Annotated in this window: 15 protein-coding genes and 1 tRNA gene; 6 read left to right on the forward strand and 10 right to left on the reverse strand. The window is 29.7% G+C overall.

Annotated features, from left to right (window positions below; genetic code table 11):
• The first annotated feature begins 138 nt into the window (after positions 1 to 138).
• Both greA and I0K12_RS02815 read left to right on the forward strand, forming a co-directional pair.
• Entirely contained in the window at positions 139 to 615 is a 477-nt protein-coding gene (gene greA, locus I0K12_RS02810; RefSeq protein WP_196885374.1) for a transcription elongation factor GreA, read from the forward strand.
• 244 nt (positions 616 to 859) lie between these two features.
• Positions 860 to 1,258 carry an HIT family protein gene (locus tag I0K12_RS02815; RefSeq protein ID WP_196885375.1) on the forward strand — a complete coding sequence of 133 codons (399 nt, stop codon included), beginning with the start codon at positions 860 to 862 and terminating at the stop codon, positions 1,256 to 1,258.
• 28 nt (positions 1,259 to 1,286) lie between these two features.
• Here the strand turns inward: I0K12_RS02815 and I0K12_RS02820 are convergent, their stop codons facing one another.
• From I0K12_RS02820 to I0K12_RS02855, 8 genes are all read right to left on the reverse strand, one after another.
• Positions 1,287 to 2,468, reverse strand: coding sequence for a sensor histidine kinase (locus I0K12_RS02820; RefSeq protein WP_196885376.1), 1,182 nt, complete (start codon positions 2,466 to 2,468; stop codon positions 1,287 to 1,289).
• 136 nt (positions 2,469 to 2,604) lie between these two features.
• Positions 2,605 to 3,819, reverse strand: coding sequence for a hypothetical protein (locus tag I0K12_RS02825; protein ID WP_196885377.1), 1,215 nt, complete (start codon positions 3,817 to 3,819; stop codon positions 2,605 to 2,607).
• A gap of 152 nt (positions 3,820 to 3,971) precedes the next feature.
• On the reverse strand, positions 3,972 to 5,516 hold the full coding sequence (locus I0K12_RS02830) for a hypothetical protein (protein WP_196885378.1): 1,545 nt from the start codon (positions 5,514 to 5,516) through the stop codon (positions 3,972 to 3,974).
• A gap of 47 nt (positions 5,517 to 5,563) precedes the next feature.
• Positions 5,564 to 6,427, reverse strand: a complete 864-nt coding sequence (locus tag I0K12_RS02835) for a hypothetical protein (RefSeq protein ID WP_196885379.1) — start codon at positions 6,425 to 6,427, stop codon at positions 5,564 to 5,566.
• Positions 6,428 to 6,759: 332 nt separating this feature from the next.
• Positions 6,760 to 10,413, reverse strand: a complete 3,654-nt coding sequence (locus I0K12_RS02840) for an efflux RND transporter permease subunit (RefSeq protein ID WP_196885380.1) — start codon at positions 10,411 to 10,413, stop codon at positions 6,760 to 6,762.
• 20 nt (positions 10,414 to 10,433) lie between these two features.
• Positions 10,434 to 11,600 (reverse strand): efflux RND transporter periplasmic adaptor subunit, encoded by a 1,167-nt coding sequence (locus tag I0K12_RS02845; RefSeq protein WP_196885381.1) that lies wholly within the window; start codon positions 11,598 to 11,600, stop codon positions 10,434 to 10,436.
• A 19-nt stretch (positions 11,601 to 11,619) separates the two neighbouring features.
• Positions 11,620 to 12,966, reverse strand: a complete 1,347-nt coding sequence (locus tag I0K12_RS02850; protein ID WP_196885382.1) for a TolC family protein — start codon at positions 12,964 to 12,966, stop codon at positions 11,620 to 11,622.
• 7 nt (positions 12,967 to 12,973) lie between these two features.
• Positions 12,974 to 13,573, reverse strand: a complete 600-nt coding sequence (locus I0K12_RS02855) for a TetR/AcrR family transcriptional regulator (protein WP_196885383.1) — start codon at positions 13,571 to 13,573, stop codon at positions 12,974 to 12,976.
• 144 nt (positions 13,574 to 13,717) lie between these two features.
• On the opposite strand from I0K12_RS02855, the gene I0K12_RS02860 reads away from it, so the two are divergent.
• The 3 genes from I0K12_RS02860 (at position 13,718) to I0K12_RS02870 (ending at position 15,223) form a co-directional block, all read left to right on the forward strand.
• A complete protein-coding gene (locus I0K12_RS02860; RefSeq protein WP_196885384.1) occupies positions 13,718 to 14,689 on the forward strand; it encodes a polyprenyl synthetase family protein in 972 nt (323 codons plus the stop codon).
• Positions 14,682 to 15,047 (forward strand): hypothetical protein, encoded by a 366-nt coding sequence (locus tag I0K12_RS02865; RefSeq protein WP_196885385.1) that lies wholly within the window; start codon positions 14,682 to 14,684, stop codon positions 15,045 to 15,047. The genes I0K12_RS02860 and I0K12_RS02865 overlap by 8 nt, the downstream gene beginning before the upstream one ends.
• Positions 15,048 to 15,149: 102 nt before the next feature.
• Positions 15,150 to 15,223 (forward strand) — tRNA-Ile (locus I0K12_RS02870).
• A 178-nt stretch (positions 15,224 to 15,401) separates the two neighbouring features.
• On the opposite strand, the gene I0K12_RS02875 is transcribed toward I0K12_RS02870, so the two are convergent.
• Complete coding sequence (locus tag I0K12_RS02875; protein ID WP_196885386.1) at positions 15,402 to 16,265, reverse strand: hypothetical protein; 864 nt, start codon at positions 16,263 to 16,265, stop codon at positions 15,402 to 15,404.
• Positions 16,262 to 16,795, reverse strand: a complete 534-nt coding sequence (locus I0K12_RS02880) for a hypothetical protein (protein ID WP_196885387.1) — start codon at positions 16,793 to 16,795, stop codon at positions 16,262 to 16,264. The genes I0K12_RS02875 and I0K12_RS02880 overlap by 4 nt, the downstream gene beginning before the upstream one ends.
• A 339-nt stretch (positions 16,796 to 17,134) precedes the next feature.
• On the opposite strand from I0K12_RS02880, the gene I0K12_RS02885 reads away from it, so the two are divergent.
• Positions 17,135 to 17,923: a sensor histidine kinase gene (locus I0K12_RS02885; protein ID WP_196885388.1), complete on the forward strand. Its 789-nt coding sequence runs from the start codon at positions 17,135 to 17,137 to the stop codon at positions 17,921 to 17,923.
• Positions 17,924 to 18,093: the final 170 nt, after the last annotated feature.

Here is an 18,093-nt window from a genome sequence, read left to right on the forward strand (position 1 = left end):
AATTCTAAATAAAATTTTGTGTAAAACAAATACACTTTCTTAGAACGCTGCAATTTACAAATTATTTGTATATTTGGTTTTTTGGTCCTATTCTGAACGATTCAGATGGGATTTTCTATTTTAATAAAAAGACGAGTTATGAGTAAAGTTTCATATTATACAGAAGAAGGATTTAAGAAATTAAAAGAGGAATTAGAGCATTTAGAAAATGTTGAGAGACCAAGAGTTTCTCAAGAAATCGCAGATGCAAGAGATAAAGGAGATTTGAGTGAGAATGCAGAATATCATGCTGCAAAGGAAGAGCAATCTCTTTTAGAGTTTAAAATCGCTCAATTAAAGCAAGTAGTATCAAGTGCAAGAATCATTGATGAATCACAATTAGATACTTCAAAAATTTTAATTCATTCTAGTGTTAAGATTAAAAACACTACAAATGGAATGGAATTCAATTATACATTAGTTGCGGATTCTGAAACAGATGTTCGTGCTGGAAAAATTTCTGTAAACTCTCCTATTGGAAAAGGTCTTTTAGGAAAGAAAGTTGGAGAAATCGCTGAAATCAAAGTTCCTAGCGGAATGATGAATTTCGAAATTATGGAGATTTCAAGAGCATAAAATTAAATCCTTTCGAGAATGCAAAATATCAAGTCCTTTATGGAGCTAATTTAAATTTATATCAAAAACTTTTATACACTTCTTTAAATCTATTTTTTGTCTTTTTATTTCGTTCGTAGCCCAGCTATGAACTCAAAAAAAGCCTTCAAAATATTATTTCAATAAGCTATAAAACAATTCCGATACAAATTTAAATTAGCTCTTAACTAAAGGACTTTTTTTATTTTTACAAAAAACCTAAAAAATGAGTTCAATTTTTACTAAAATAATCAACGGAGAAATTCCTTGTCATAAAGTTGCAGAAAACGATCAGTTTATTGCATTTTTAGATATTAACCCAAATGCTAAAGGACATACATTAGTGGTTCCTAAAAAAGAAATCAATAAGATTTTTGATATGGACGAAGCGCATTATTTAGATTTAATGGCTTTCAGTAGAAAAATCGCTTTAGCAATGAGAGAAGTAATTTCTTGTGAAAGAATCGGAATGACAGTAATTGGATTGGAAGTTCCTCATGTACATGTTCATTTAATTCCTTTACACAAAATGGAGGATGCACAGTTCATGAAAAAAGAAAAATTATCTGATGAAGAATTTAAAGAAACAGCTGCTTTAATCGCTGAAAAATTTAATTCATTATAGAGAACATATTTCAAACAAAAAGGAGCTTTTAAAGCTCCTTTTTTAATATGATACTAAATGTAGTTCCCTTTCCTACTTCTGATTTCTTTATGGATATTTTTCCTTTATGATAATCGTTTATAATTCTTTTCGCTAGGGAAAGTCCAAGACCCCAACCACGTTTTTTTGTTGTAAATCCTGGAGAAAAAACTTTCTTTCTTAATGCTTTTGGAATTCCTTTTCCGGTATCTGTAATTAATATTTCTATAAATTTTGAATTTTCTGTCATATCAATATTTAGTGCACCTTTTCCTTGCATTGCATCAATTGCATTTTTCACTAAATTCTCGATAACCCAACCAAAAAGTTGTTCGTTTAATTTTATCTGAGTTTCTGAACGACAATTTAAATTCAACGTAAACTTCACTTGTTTAGAAACTCTCGATTGTAAATATTCAATTGATTTTTGGGTAATTTCTTTTATTGGACGATTTTCTAAAACAGGTACAGAACCAATCTTAGAAAAACGCTCTGCAATTGTATTTAAACGATTTACATCTTTTTCTAATTCAGGAACTATAGTTTCGTCAATATCTTCAAATTTTAATAATTCAATCCAAGCAACCAAAGAAGAAAGTGGTGTTCCAATCTGATGTGCGGTTTCCTTTGCCATTCCTGTCCAAAGTTTGTTTTGTTCCGCAATTTTAGATGATTTGAAGAAAAGATATATAACTGTCGAAAACAGGAATAAAATAAAAATTAAAGCTATAGGGTAGAATGTCAGTTTATTTAATAGATCTGAATTTCTGTAATAAATAATTTGTTCTTTATTTTCAACAAAACTTATATGAATTGGCTCATTTTCATTCTGCATTTTACGAAGTTGAGAATTCAAATATTCTTTTGAACTTTCATCCAATTCCGTATAATACTTATTTTCAGTAATTTTCAAATTTCTCCAGATATCGATTTGGCCATCTATATCTGTTACAATCATAGGAATATTGATATTCTTTTTGATAATAAATTCATATAAACTTACATCTGCATCTAAATCTTCTATAGTATTTATTTTTTCAAATGCTCCTGCTAGAATTTCCATCTTACTTCTTTCTTCTTGTTTAAATTTTTGAAAAAAGTCATAAGTGTTCCATAAAATTAAAGCAACAACAATTAATGATATAAAAGCAACTATTTTTCTTGGAGTAAATATTTCTTTAAACCTATCCATAAACCTTAATTAATAATCTCTCGAAAGATATAACTAAAAAATAAAGATTCTATTATTCTAAATAATTATTAAAACAAAAAAGAGGCTATCTGTCGATAGCCTCTCGGTTGTCAAAAATTAATATATAATTGGAAAATTAAATATTATCTGTATCCTGAGTTACTGTAGCAGTGTTTCCTGTTCCATTTTGGTTTACAGTACTCATGTTACCAGCAGCAGTACCATCTTGTAATTGATTTACATCAGCTGAATTATTATCTCCTATCTGGAAAACACCACTTTCATTTGCATTTCCAAATTGCTCAACATTAGAATAATTATTACCTCCTGTTTGATCAATATCACTCATATTATCAATTCCTTCTTGTAAATTCATAGCAGTATTATCGTTTCCTAATTGATCGATATAAGATTCATTAGTATCACCTAACTGAGTTTGTGCTGCTACATTTCTATCTCCTGTTTGGTCAACATGAGCATGATTTGAATCTCCTGTTTGAGTTTGAGAGAATGTATTGAAATTTCCTGTTTGGAAACCTTCTGCATAATTTGAATCTCCTGTTTGAATTTGTGTTGCTGTATTTGAATCTCCTACTTGAGCTGCTATTGCAAAATTTGAATCTCCTGTTTGTTCTTGAATAGAAGAGTTTAAATCTCCATCTTGATAAGTGTAAGTTAAATTTGAATTACCAACTTGATTCTGTGTTGTATTATTAGAATTTCCAAATTGATAATTATATCCATAATTGTTATCTCCATTTTGTTTTTGATCAGCAGAATTATCATCACCACTTTGAAGAGTATAAGTCCAGTTTCCGTTTCCATCCTGCTTTTGATCCGCCCAGTTTCCATTTCCTATTTGATCAATATCTGCTGTATTCCCAGCTGACTGATTAGGTCCTGAATTTTGACGTTGTCTTGCCCAGTTTTCATCTCCTGTTTGATCAATAGTTGCTACATTATTATCATAATACTGAGTTTGAATAGATTGGTTATCAAGTCCTGTTTGGTTTGAAGAAGCCATATTATCTTCAGCATTTCCTGCTCCTTGTAAGATATAAGCGTCATTTCCTGAACCTACTTGATTCACAGTCGCATTATTACGATCTCCTAAAGATTCAATAGAAGATTTGTTTGAATCTCCTGTTTGGGTTACAGTAGCAACATTTGCGTCACCTCCTATTGCTAATATATCTCCATCTTGATTTACATCTGAATCATTGTTTTCACCTGTTTGAGTAATTGTTGCACTGTTTGCATTCCCTCTTGATGAAACATCACTTGTATTCTGAGCACATACAAATCCTGTTGCACCGAATAAAACTGCTAAACTTAAAACTGTTTTTTTCATAATTAATGTTATACTAATCAAATAGTATTTTTTTGTTTTTATTTAAATTGGTTATTTTCTTAATGGGTAGTAATTTCTTCTTTTTCATATTTTAAAGAGGTTATCAGGTGATAACCTCTTTAGTTGTCAAAAATTAATATATAATTGGAAAATTAAATATTATCAGTATCTTGAGTTACCACAGCAGTATTTCCAGTTCCATTTTGGTTAACAGTACTCATGTTTCCAGCAGCTGTTCCATCTTGTAACTGGTATACATCAGCAGAGTTATTATCTCCTGTTTGGAATACCTCACTCATGTTATAATTTCCAAATTGCTCAGCTTCTGTATAGTTATCATTTCCTGTTTGATCAATATCACTTTCATTGCTCATTCCTTCTTGAACATTTATAGCTTCATTTCCATTTCCTAATTGATCAACATAAGACATATTTAAATCTCCAACCTGAGTTTGAGTTGCAATATTATCATCTCCTGTTTGAGAAGAATATGTCATATTATCATTACCTGTTTGAGTTTGAACAGTAACGTTACTAGCTCCAGTTTGATATGTTCCTGCATTGTTTAAATCTCCAATTTGTGATTGAGAATTCACATTTAAAGATCCTACTTGATAAACATCTGCGTAGTTTTCATTTCCAGCTTGAGTTTGTGTAGAAACGTTTGTTACTCCATCTTGAATAGCATAAGTTTCATTAAAATCACCTACCTGAGTTTGAGTTGAAACATTTGTTGTTCCATTTTGCTCTGAATAGTTATCATTTTCGTTTCCAACTTGAGTTTGAGTTGACACATTGAATGATCCTATTTGATGAGCATCATTGTCGTTATCATCTCCATTTTGAGTCTGAGTAATAGCATTAGAATTACCATCTTGATCAGCATGAGCATAATTAGAATCTCCTAATTGAATTTGAGAAGCTACATTTGTATTTCCTACTTGATCAATACCAGCCTCATTAAAATCTCCTGTTTGATTTAATGTTCCTGTATTAGCATCTCCTACTTGATAAGAATAAGCATCGTTTGAATTTCCTGTTTGTACTTGTGTTGAAGTATTTAATGAACCCATTTGATCAACACCTCCAAAGTTAGAGTCTCCTTCTTGAATTTGATCAGAAGTATTTCCATCTCCTAATTGATAAGAATATACATCATTTGAATTTCCAACTTGCTTTTGATCTGCCCAGTTTTCATTTCCTACTTGATCAATTTCAGCATAATTTCCTACTGATTGATTTGGACCAGAGTTTTGACGTTGTCTTGCCCAGTTTTCATCTCCTGTTTGATCAGTATAAGCTTCATTATTGTCAAAAGTTTGTTTTTGAAAAGATGTATTATCAGCTCCAATTTGGTTTGAAATGGCAAAATTATCTTCTGCATAACCTGAACCTTGTCTGATTTTTGCATCATTTGAAGTTCCTGTTTGATTTACTAAGGCATCATTAGTATTTCCAAAAGATTTGATTGATGATTTATTAGCACTTCCAATTTGACTAACTTCTGCATTATTAGAATCTCCACCAATAGCTAACATATCTCCATCTTGATCCACATCTGAATCATTGTCTTCTCCTAACTGAGAAACAGTAGCATTATTCGCATTTCCTCTTGAATTAACATCACTTGTATTTTGAGCATACATAAAACCTGAAGCCCCTAATAAAATAGCTAAACTTAAAACGTTTTTTTTCATAATTAATGATTGTTACTAGTTATATATTAAATTTTTATTGTTGTTCATTAAATAGTATCTTGATCAACATCTGCAGTATTTTCAGTACCTTCTTGATAAATTATACTTTCGTTTCCTAAAGCATTTCCGGCTTGATGTTGATAAATAATCGAGTTATTAGAATCCCCTAATTGATTGATCAAAGACTTATTATTATTCCCTAATTGTTCTCCTTGATTCGTATTCAAATTTCCTTCTTGATTTACAGTAGAATAATTCAATTCACCCTCTTGCCTATGATTTGAAAAATTTGAGTTTCCGAATTGCGTTTGATAAGACAAATTTTGATCACCAATCTGTTGTAGATTATTAAAATTATGATCTCCTTCTTGGTATTGATCTTGGTAGTTGTAATCTCCCATTTGCGAAGAATTACTTTCGTTATTATTTCCTATTTGAATAATCGAAGAAATATTACTCAATCCATTTTGAATAGAAATACTTTGGTTTAAATCTCCTATTTGCTCTTGATCTGAGAAATTTTGAGCATTTTCTTGGGTATTTATAGCAGAATTAAAATCTCCTATTTGCTCTTGTTCAGATTCGTTATAATCACCAATCTGGTTTATATCTTGAAAATTATGATCTCCTATCTGTTCTTGATTAGCATCATTATTATCTCCTGATTGATAAATTGAAGCAGAATTAGAATTACCTATTTGTTCTTGATCTGAATCATTATAAATACCAACTTGTACTGCATGTGAAAAATTTGCATCACCAAGTTGATTAGTGGTAATTTGATTATTTTCTCCTAATTGATCAGAAACAATATCATTATCATTTCCTTCACTATTTGAAGAATTTATATTTTGAGAATATGTAAAAATTGGTATTAATAAAAATATTAATGCACAAATCAATCTATTCATGATATTAATTCATAAACATGACCTATGTAATAAATTTATTGTGGGGAAGCTTATAAAAAAACTTTATAAATTTAAATCAAGTCAATTGCGTTAAACAATTGTTGCGGGGAGCTACTTATTTTGATTTTGATGTGACAAATCTACATTTTTTTTTTTAATATCAAACATTAAAAAAATGTTATCTCATTGAATATCAGCTATTTCACCAATTACATTAATTAATATCACTGAAAACAGTTAAGCAATTTAATTTCAAACCTTTATAAAATAGAAAAAGGTCACTTCTATAAAGAAGCAACCTTTTTCCAGACTCACTAACTAAGAATTTAATTCTAACTTTCTTTGAATCTAACCTTAGCTCGATTTAATAAATAGAACATAACAGGTACGATAACTAAAGTCAAGAAAGTAGCGAATGTCAGACCATAAATAATTGTCCAAGACATAGGCTTCCAGAAAATTGAATTATCTCCTCCAAAATAAATCTTAGGATCAAACTCAGTGAATAAGCTAAAGAAATCGATATTAAATCCAACAGCTAAAGGAATCAATCCAAGAACTGTAGTGATGGCAGTCAATAATACAGGTCTTAAACGTGATTTACCTCCTGCAACGATAACTTCAAAATAGTCGTCAACGCTTAATAAATCGTCATCTCCTAAGTTTAACTCTTCTTTCTTTCTATCAATTAAAAGTTGTGTATAATCAATCAGTACGATGGCATTGTTTACAACAATTCCGGCAAGTGAAATAATACCAAGCATTGTCATAATTACTACGAAACTCATTCCTGAAAGAACTAATCCAAATAACACACCTATAAAACTCAAGATTACTGCAGTAATAATAATAACTGGTTTTGAGATCGAATTAAACTGTGCTACAATAATCAGCATGATAAGTGCAATGGCAATAAGTAACGCTTTTGAAAGGAAACTCATATTTTTCTGCATCTCTTCTTGTTCCCCTGTAAATTTATAGGTTACATTATTTGGAAGTTTGTAGTTCTTGATTGACTTATCAATTTTACCAACAACTTCAGTTGCATTAAACCCACCTAATACATTCGAGTAAACCGTAATTAAACGTTTTGTATTCTTACGCTTAATTGAACTAAAAGTAGCTGTTTTTCTTTTCGAAATTACTGAAGAAATTGGTACACTGATAAGTTTTCCTTGATTATTTCTAAAAGTGATCGATTGGTTAAATAATTTATCCTCGTTATAACGACTATCATTATCAAAACGAACATAAATATCATGATCATCTTTACCATCTTTATATGTTGAAGCATCAATACCATAAATTGCCTGACGAAGTGCCATACCAATTTGCGCTGTACTTACGCCTAATCTTCCTGCTTTTTCTCTGTCTACATAAACTTCCAATTCTGGTTTATTTACGTTTACATCCAGTTTTAACTCTTCAATTCCAGGAATATTTTGTTGATTAATGAAATCACGCATTCCAGATGCTACTTCCATTAATTCATTATAATCTTCTCCACTAATCTCTAAGTTAATTGCATAACCTGGAGGTGGTCCATCTTGATTTTTATCTACAATTACAGAAACTCCAGGATAACCTTTTACAGCTTCACGAATATCTTCCATAACTTCTTTACTGTCCATTCCTCTACGGTATTTAAACTCGCGGAACATAACAGTAACTTTTCCTTTTTGAGGCATTTCATTAGAAGCTCCTCCATCAGTTTGTGGATTTCCTGCTCCTTGACCAACTTGAGAAATGATAGATTCTGCCATATAATTATATGGTTTTCCATCTTTCTCAACATCATATTCACTAAGTACATCAATTACTTTTCCTTCAATACTTTCTGTAACTTCTCTTGTTTTTTCAATATCTGTTCCTTCAGGGTATTCGATATAAACAATTACCTGATTAGGATCATTTGCTGGGAAGAATTCAGTTTTAATATTTGAAATTCCAAATACTATAAAAGATAAAATTAACAATCCAAAAGTACCAAAGAAGAATTTATAAGAGTTACTTCCTCTTAAAGCAAATTTCAAGAAAGACTCGTATTTATTTTCTAAAGCTGGTAAAAGTTTAAACTGGAACGTTTCTGATGCTGGTAGTAAGAAATATTTATGAATCCAAAGTAAAATAGCTAAAAGGATAAATAAGTTTCCAAATCCAAAGAATGTTTTAGCTGAACCATTACTTACTAAAATTAATAGTAAAGCCATTGCAATCATTCCCATTCCTTTCTTTAATAAAGCTGTTTTAGAACGGTTTTTCCAACCAATAAAACTTGAAACTAATCCTACAACTAATAATAAAGAACCAATTCCCATCAATAATATATTGAATTCTGAATCTCCATCTTTATAAGTTAAAGCTTCTGCAAATAACCCTGAAACTGTCAATAAGATTCCAAAGATCCCTAAACCTCCACTGATTCTAATCAATGATGCTTTTGTCATTTCTTTTTCCTCTGTTTTCATGAATACAGAAGTCAACATTGCATTAATAATTAAGGCAACGAAAAGAGAAGAAGCTAATACTGTACCTAATGTTAATGGGAAATAAATCATGAATTTACCCATTACACCTGGCCATAAACCTAAAGGTAAGAATGCTGCAAGTGTTGTTGCTGTAGAAGCAATAATTGGCCAAGCAATTTCTCCAACTCCTTGTTTTGCTGCTTCCATACGAGGAACTCCTTGATCCATCAAACGATATACGTTTTCAACTACCACAATTCCATTATCTACAAGCATTCCAAGCCCCATTACAGATGCGAAAAGAACCATTGTATTTAATGTAATATTCATATCCATTGAACCTCCAATCATTGGAAGAATCATAAATGACATTAGCATAGAAAGTGGAATCGCAATTCCTACGAACATTGCATTACGGAACCCTAAGAAGAACATCAGAACTCCAACAACTAAAAGAATACCAAAAATGATACTATTTTCTAATTCTGCTACCTGTGCTTCAATCTTTGTAGACTGATCATTCGTAATAGAAATATTTAAATGTTCTGGGAAAGTTTCTGCTTTTGCTTTTTTAACAATATCACGAATCTGCTCCGCAGCAACAATCATATTTTTACCACTTTTCTTCTTCACATCCAGCATCACTACTGGTTGTTCATACTCACGTGCATACGTTGTTTTATCTTTTTCTCGATAAATTACTTTTGCAATATCTTTAACGAAAACTAATCCGTTTTCTCTTTTAACTACAAAATTTTCAATTTCTTCAGGTGATTTAATTTCTCCAATTACACGAATATTTCTTTTAAGATCATTCGTTACAATATTACCTCCAGAAATTGTTACGTTTTCATTTTTAATAGCCTGAATAACTTGCCCTAAAGAAACATTTGCTGCTGCCATTTTATCAATATTAACAGCTACCTCAACTTCTTTATCTTGAACTCCAAGAATATCTACCTCTTTAATTTCTGGTAAATCCTCGATTTCATCTTCTAAAAACTCTGCGTAATCTTTTAATTGTTGTTTTGTAAAATCTCCAGTTAAGTTGATATTCAACATTGGCGTTGCTTCCGAAATATTCAAGTCAAACACATTTGGTTCTACTTTCGCTCCAGAATCCAAAGTAGGCCAATCATCCTTACCCTTAACAATATCAACTTTATCTTGAACTTTTAATTTTGCTTCTTCTGGTGTAATATCTTGATCAAATTCTACCATGACCATTGAATAATCTTGTAAAGAATTTGAAGTAATTTTATCCACACCACTGATATTTTTAATCTCGTCTTCAAGTTCTTTTGTAATTAACTTCTCAACGTCTTCTGCCGCATTTCCTGGATAAATAGAACTAACGTATATTTTAGATTCTACAATCTCAGGGAAAGCCTCACGAGGAAGATTCATATAAGACATCAAACCACCGATTAAAAGTATTGCCATAATTACAAATACTGTCATTCGGTTGTTGATTGACCAAGATGAAATTCCGAAATATTTTTTTATGTTATTTTCCATTGAAATAAATTCGATTATTATTATTTAACCTTTACCGTTAACCCTTCACGCATCGATTTTGCTCCTTCTTCTACAACAGCTTCATTATTTGCAACACCTTCGATCACTTCAATAAAGTCATTATAATTTTCTCCTGTCTTAATCTTACGTTTTTCTAAATTTGCTTCATTCTTAGCATTCTTATCCTTTAATACAAAAATGTATTTTTCTCCATTTGCATTTTCTTGGATAATATTATCAGGAATAATAATTGCATTCTCATTTGTATAATCATTGATTTTTAAACTTGCAATTAAGTTTGGTTTAATCATATGATCATTATTTGGTAATGCTACCTCAACAGTAAAAGTTCTATTATTTGGATTGATATAGTTCCCTACTAATCTAATCTTTGCAGGAACCTCTTTTCCTAGAGAAGGGAAAGAAACAATAACTTCAGTTCCTTTTTTAATTTTACTTAAGTAAGTTTCAGGCACCTCAGCTTTTGCATACATATTATCCAAATTAATAATACGAATTAACTGACTTTGCCCTGGAGCTACAACATTTCCTTGCTCTGTAATTACATCATCTACAATCCCAGAAATTGGAGCTTTAATAGTATTTTTTGCTAACTGAATTTTAATTTGCTCAATCGCTTTTTGTTGTGCTTCGTAGTTACTTTTTGCTTGTAAATATTGAATTTCAGAACCAATTTTTTGATTCCATAATTTCTCTTGTCTTTCAAAAGTAGTTTTTGCTAAAGCAGTTTGCACTTCTAACTGTGCTAATTGTTGGCTTAAACCTCCATCATCTACAATAGCAAGCGTTTGTCCTTTTACTACTTTTTGTCCTTCAGAAACTAAAACTTGTCTTAAAATTCCAGAAGTTTCAGGGTAAATTACAATATTCTCCTTTGTCTGAACATCTCCTTGAATGTCAACATAGTGTTTAAATTCTTGAGACTTTATTTGATATGAAGTTACAATCGGGTGTTGTTTTACAGTATCTAATTTAGCTACTGCCTCTTCTAATTTTGCAATATCTGTATAAAGAGCATCATACTTTTTCATGATTGCATCTTTCTTAGCATTGATTTCTTTTAAATCTTTGCTTTTTATTACTTCATCAACAGTCTTCTCACCATCTTTAGATCCACAAGAAGCTAATAAAGCCGTTAATAAAACTACGCTATATATTTTTTTCATTTTTTCCTAAATTAAATTTTTATTGAACAGTAACATTTAAAGCTTTTTCCAATGCTGCTTTTTTAGAAATAACTTCTAGCATTGCTTGCAGTAAATTTTGTTGTTGTGTGTATAACTGATTTTGAGCTTGTAATAAATCAAAACTAGTAGAAATCCCTTCGAAGAATTTTGTTTGTTGCTTCGTCTCAATTCTTTCTGCTAATTTTAAATTTTGCTTAGAAGTATTAAATTGATCAATACTAAACTGGTATTCTGTTCTTGCCTGATCTACTCCTAATTTTAATTGTTGTCTTACATTCTCCAATTTAATATCAGCAGTATTTAAAGCAATCTTAGCTTGTTTCGTTTTAGCATCTCTACCAAAACTACTGAAGATTGGTACATTTAATCTTAAACCAAGTGCTGAAGCATCAAACCATTTTTGCTCTTTTTCATGAAAATTAAACTCATTTGAGTTACCAGAATATCCAAAATTTAAAAATCCTGTAAGTGATGGTAACGCTCTACTCTTTTCTAATTTCAATAAAAGTTCTTTTGATTTACGATCTGTTGAAGCAATTTTATAATCAATTAAATCTTCTAAATTATAATCTGTAGTCATCAAACTGAAATCAATATTCTCAACAACTAATACGTCAATGTTTTCAGTTAAAGAAAGAGGAGTATTTACATCTTGTCCTAAAGTGATGTTTAACATTTGATATGCAATATCACGTAAACGATTCGCTCTGTTCAATTGATTTTCTACCGTAGAAAGTGTAATTTGTAACTGCTCTACGTCTTCCTCTTCGTTCAATCCATTTTTGAAAATTTCCTTAGCCTGAAAAAGATTCTTTTCTAAAGCTTCTTTGTTATTTTCTAAAATAGTAATACTTCTTTCAGCAATTAAAACATTTCCATAAGCATTAATTGTAGCCTCACGAATCCCTAACTTCGTTTTTTGCTTCGCTTGCTCTGAAATTTGTAAATACGTCTTTGCTGATTGTAAACCTACAATATAAGAACCATCAAAAATCAACTGATTTAAAGTTGCAGTAGCTCCCATTGTATATTTAGTTCCAAAAGTTACTTCCTCAAACTGTCCAGGAGTACCACCAAAAGCTTCTGCCGGAATCAACGATACTTGTTGTTTAAGGTTGTTTGTAAAGTTTCCGCTAATATCAATTTGCGGTAAACCTGTTGCCGTAGTTTCCCACTTCTTTTTCTTTGCTGCTTTAATATCATTTTCTGCAACACGAATATCAAAGTTATTTCTCAATGCTAAATCAACAGCATCATTTAATGATAAACTTTGAGATCCTTGTGCGAAAACTGACATTTGCATGAAAGCAAATAGAATAAAAATGTATTTTACGTTTTTGCGCATTTTATAGTTAGTGTTTATTTAATTGTTCTACTAATATTTTCAATCCTTTTTCTGTTGCAATAGCTCTCGTATGATATTCTAATGCTTCAGATTCTAAATGTGCTAAATCATATTTTTCATGATCATGATATTCTGCTTCATGAATACCAAAAACAATAGAAAAATAAAATCTAGATATTACATCAATATCAATTTCTTTTCTGTAAAGTCCTTGTTCAATTCCTCTCTGAATATTACTCTGCACACAATCCGAAAACATACACCACTCTCTCTCAATTAACTTTGCATAAGTCTTCGGGTAATATTTTTTCAACTGATACATTGGAGAAGTTTTCGAATTTTTAAACAATTCTTTAAACATCTTCTTAATCTCAAAATTTTCCTTTATCGGATCAAAACCTTGAGAAGTCATCGTTGTAATAATATTATTTATTTGAACGTGCACATACTCAGTCGATGCATCTACAAGCTCTTCTTTGTTTCCAAAATACTTGTAAATCGTCTTTTTAGAAATCCCCAATTCTTTGGAAATATCATCCATGGTTACACTCTTAAACCCGTAGTTTAAGAACATAAATCCTGCTTTATTTAATATTTCATCCTTCACAATTATTTAAATTGATTTAAAATAACGGGGCAAAAGTACAACAGGAAACTTTAAATACCAAAAAAGTTTCCAAAGTTTTTTTAGAATAATTTATATGTCTAAAAATGTATCTATATTTGTGTACTATTTTAAACAGAAGATACTTTGAATATAGAACGATATAAATCGATTTTTCTAACGCATTTGGAAGGAAAATCTATAGAAAAAGAACCAGTAAATCTTTATGCTCCAATTAACTATATCTTAAATTTAGGAGGAAAAAGACTTCGACCGATTTTAGCACTTTTAAGTACAGATGCCTTTGGTGATGACCCTAAAAAAGCACTTGATGTAGCTCTTGCAATCGAAGTTTTTCACAATTTTACTTTGATTCACGATGATATCATGGACGATGCTCCTCTACGTAGAGGAAAAGAAACTGTTCATGAAAAATGGGATATCAATACTGGAATTCTTTCTGGAGATGCAATGCTTATTTTAGCTTACCAAATTTTAGAAAGTTACGAACCTAAAATCTATAAAGAGCTAATGCGTGTTTTCAACCAAACGGCTCTAGAAGTTTGTGAAGGTCAGCAAATGGATATGGATTTTGAAACAAGAACAGATGTAACGCTTTCAGAATACATGAAAATGATTACACTTAAAACTTCTGTTCTAGTTGCTGCTGCCCTACAAATGGGTGGAATCATTGCTGGTGCATCTGAAGATGATAAACAACGTATTTATGATTTTGGTTTAAATCTAGGTTTAGCTTTCCAATTACAAGATGATTATTTAGATGCTTTCGGAAACCCTGAAACTTTCGGGAAACAAGTTGGTGGAGATATCATCGAAAACAAAAAGACTTATCTTGTTTTAAAAGCATTGGAAAATGCTACTTCTGAACAAAGCGAAAATTTATTAAATTTATATACAGAAGAAAACCAAGATCAGGAAACTAAAATCGAAGCAGTAAAAAATCTGTTTGAAGAAACTGGTGCTGTAAAAATGATTCAAGATGAAATCGAAAACTATACGCAAAAAGCTTTCGAATATCTAGAGCAAATGCAGATTGACACAGAGAAAAAGCAAATTTTGATCGACTTTGGAAATTTCTTGATGAAAAGAAATGTATAATTTGAACAAAGAAGAAAAAAATACTTTACAATCTATACACCATCTACAAGCTGAAAATTTGTATGAAATTTTGGTAAAACAAATCATCAAAGATTTTCAGCTTGTAAATGTTTCTATTTCTATAGAAAACGAAACTTCCCCAGAAGATTTAGTAAAAGAACTCTACCAAACGATTCATCATTTACTAATTCATGACTACACAAATTATTTGAACCTACTCTACCGAATTGATGTTTCGGAAAAAGAACTAAAAAATAGTAGTTCTAGCGATAGTATTGATTCTTTTTGTAAACATATATGCTTATTAATCTTAAAAAAAGAAATACAAAAGATTTATTTTAGGAAAAAATACAAATAATACATATTGTTTATCAAATAGTTAGTAAAAATGATAAAAAAAATCAATAAAATAGTTGGTTGAATTAAAAAAATGTCATAATATTGCAACCGCAATACGCAGGGACCCATAGCTCAGCTGGTTAGAGCACCTGACTCATAATCAGGGGGTCGAAGGTTCGAGCCCTTCTGGGTCCACAAACTGAAATTGTCTAAAGCCTCTTAGCTTCCAAATAAGAGGCTTTTTTTTATTCTGAATTTTTCCCTTTTCGTTAATAAATCTTACACAAAATAATTATTTATACAAAAATCGTTTTCCTGAATCCGTTAGAGATTATACTTTGTAGAAAATTATTTGTTAACTTTTAAATGATTGTTAGTCTTTTTTTCTACTTAATTGTAATCTATAATCATTTACATATTCTTTATTAAATTTATCTATAAATAATTTATTCTCTGCAGTACGCAATTCTTTATATTCTTTATAAAAACAAAAACTACATAAACTTTTCAAAATTTCATTAACTATAAGCATATTAAGAAGATTTGTATGCTCGAAAAAAAATCTAACTGAACAAATATTATCATTATTATCATATATTTTTTGTTCTATAACATGTTGTTCTGTATATCTTATTCTTAATTTATTTTCAACCTTTGCCATTTTTGGTAATACTTCTCTTAATAAAGTTATAATTTCGTCCTTCTTTAAAATACCACCTTCCAACTCTTTATGATATTCTTCAATAGCTTTCTTGACCTGGTAGAATGTTTCTATTATCTTATTTACATCATCTGATATACCATTAATATTTAAATATCTAGGAGAATTATCAGGGAATAAAGAATGATACAACTCAGTTTTATCAAAAAAAGAAATTCCAAATTTCTCTTCAAGTTTTTCTAATCTTTTTTTGAACTCTTCAAGATGTCTGTAATAGTTATTAAAAGTATTTTGAGATTGTGCTAATTCAATGTTTTTTTGAGCTGTTTCAATACTTTTATGCATTTGTTTTGCTCTAAAATTAGATACAGCAAAAGCACCCAATGGAAATGCTAAGGCTGCTGTGTAAAGTGGGAATTGAAACCATTCCATAAAATTTTTAAACCCATCTTTTGTAAGACTTAAATACATGGTTTCTTCATAAATTAAAATGACTGAAATAATAGAAAAAAATAATGGTAAACCTATAAACCATCTTACAGTTCTATCCTTGAATACATTTTCTTTATCTTTCATATATTATTTCCTTGATCAATCACTATGTTAATATTTCTCTCTAAAATTAGTTTTAAAAAAACATTGGCAAATTTAAAATTTAGACTTTGTGTGTTTAAATTCACAAAATTCTTAGAACCATGAAAAAGATTATTTCTGTATGCTTTTACAATAACAGCTACACAATAAGCTTTTTCATTTACATTTAAACTTTCTGAGTTTAAAAAATAATTTTTTAATAATTCTTGTGAGTTTGGATGTAAGTTTAGTTTGCTAAATCTCAATTCTCTAAGCTCACATCCAAAAACATAACGCTCTTTAAAGTAATTAAAACACTCATCAATATCATTATCGATTAAAGAAGTACCTAAAATCACTTCTTTTAATTTGCTATAATGATAATCTCTATTGAATAATCTATCTTCGTATATATTCCATAATAAAGTAAAATCCTTTATTGGTAATATGTCTTCAGTGTTTAATTCTGTATTAAAACTACTGTTTATCCAATTTTCTATGGATTGGTTTTGGCTTATTATGTTTTCATCCATAATTCATTCAATTTTTTAATTTTATTACTGTAAATTAACTAAAAATATTCATCTCTTTTTCAAGCATTTTACTTTTTTTATAAGTTTAATTTCAAACTTCATTTACTACAATTTTTTCAAAAAAATTATTGCACAAAACTTGAGAATATCATATTTTAAGGTTTCTTTAACATTTAACATTTTTTTTAATAAATACTAAAAACTTGCTTTTTAAGAATAAAATATTCAAAAAACTACCGTGTATTAGTTATTTTTTCATGAATTTTTGATATTTTTCTCACTTTAATATAATTACTTACATTTAATCTCTTTATATTTACTTTTTAACCCACATTAAATATGATTACTAACCAAGCCCTCGAAGAACACCTGCTTACTATCATTATTGGTAGTATTGTTTTCATCTTATTATTATCTACTTTGGTTGTAGTCTTTTTCTTTTTATCTAGAAAAAAAATCTTAAAAGAGCAGTTAGATAAGGAGAAAATAAAAGTAGAACACAAAACCAAGATTCTACACCAAACTATTCTTACTCAGGAAAAAGAACGTAAACGTATTGCAAAAGATTTACACGATGAAGTTAGTTCCACGTTAAATGCTGTGAAGCTAAATTTACAATCGTATAATATGCAAAATCCTGAAGTAACGAATACACAAATTCTTACTGCAATAAGTACAATTGACAAAACAATTGATTGTTCAAGAAAGTTAGCTCATGGTTTATTACCTCCAGTTTTAGAGAAATTTGGTCTAAAAACTGCGCTAGAACAGATGCAAGAGGAGTTTAATAATAGTAATCAAGTGGAAATTATTCAAATTCTTGATTATGAAAACAAGCAATTGAATTCTAATTTTGAATTAAATATTTATAGAATGTTTCAAGAGATGGTAAACAATTCTATTCGACACGGAGAGGCTGGAAATATTTTAATCAAAATTTCATCCAACACAAAAGAATCTATTGATATTATGTACAAAGATGATGGAATAGGTTTTGACTCTAAAGAAACAGAAAAAGCAAAAGGCCTTGGGATGAGTAATATTATGAGTAGAGCAGAATTAATCAATGCTGATTTTTCATACAAAACTGCACCCGGAGAAGGTTTTCAAGCATATATTAAAACATAAAAAAAGAGGCTAAAAAAAGCCTCTTTTTTATTTCCTAATTTGTAGAACTTATAATTTTTGAATAAATAATGTTTTTCTTAATTCAGTAATCTTGGGGAAAAGAATTAATCATCTACAAATTAAAAAGCTATCACTCTTGAATTAAAATTCGGGAGCAAAAGTATCCTTAT

This window comes from Aureivirga sp. CE67 (genome assembly GCF_015767245.1).
Lineage (GTDB): Bacteria > Bacteroidota > Bacteroidia > Flavobacteriales > Flavobacteriaceae > Aureivirga.

Bases quoted from the DNA above. Each gene is read 5' to 3' on its own strand.
- I0K12_RS02845 (WP_196885381.1), bottom strand. From the start codon at position 11,600: ATGAAAAAAATATATAGCGTAGTTTTATTAACGGCTTTATTAGCTTCT.
- I0K12_RS02820 (WP_196885376.1), bottom strand. From the start codon at position 2,468: ATGGATAGGTTTAAAGAAATATTTACTCCAAGAAAAATAGTTGCTTTT.
- I0K12_RS02815 (WP_196885375.1), top strand. From the start codon at position 860: ATGAGTTCAATTTTTACTAAAATAATCAACGGAGAAATTCCTTGTCAT.
- I0K12_RS02885 (WP_196885388.1), top strand. From the start codon at position 17,135: ATGATTACTAACCAAGCCCTCGAAGAACACCTGCTTACTATCATTATT.
- I0K12_RS02830 (WP_196885378.1), bottom strand. From the start codon at position 5,516: ATGAAAAAAAACGTTTTAAGTTTAGCTATTTTATTAGGGGCTTCAGGT.
- I0K12_RS02840 (WP_196885380.1), bottom strand. From the start codon at position 10,413: ATGGAAAATAACATAAAAAAATATTTCGGAATTTCATCTTGGTCAATC.
- I0K12_RS02825 (WP_196885377.1), bottom strand. From the start codon at position 3,819: ATGAAAAAAACAGTTTTAAGTTTAGCAGTTTTATTCGGTGCAACAGGA.
- I0K12_RS02835 (WP_196885379.1), bottom strand. From the start codon at position 6,427: ATGAATAGATTGATTTGTGCATTAATATTTTTATTAATACCAATTTTT.
- greA (WP_196885374.1), top strand. From the start codon at position 139: ATGAGTAAAGTTTCATATTATACAGAAGAAGGATTTAAGAAATTAAAA.
- I0K12_RS02875 (WP_196885386.1), bottom strand. From the start codon at position 16,265: ATGAAAGATAAAGAAAATGTATTCAAGGATAGAACTGTAAGATGGTTT.
- I0K12_RS02865 (WP_196885385.1), top strand. From the start codon at position 14,682: ATGTATAATTTGAACAAAGAAGAAAAAAATACTTTACAATCTATACAC.
- I0K12_RS02880 (WP_196885387.1), bottom strand. From the start codon at position 16,795: ATGGATGAAAACATAATAAGCCAAAACCAATCCATAGAAAATTGGATA.
- I0K12_RS02850 (WP_196885382.1), bottom strand. From the start codon at position 12,966: ATGCGCAAAAACGTAAAATACATTTTTATTCTATTTGCTTTCATGCAA.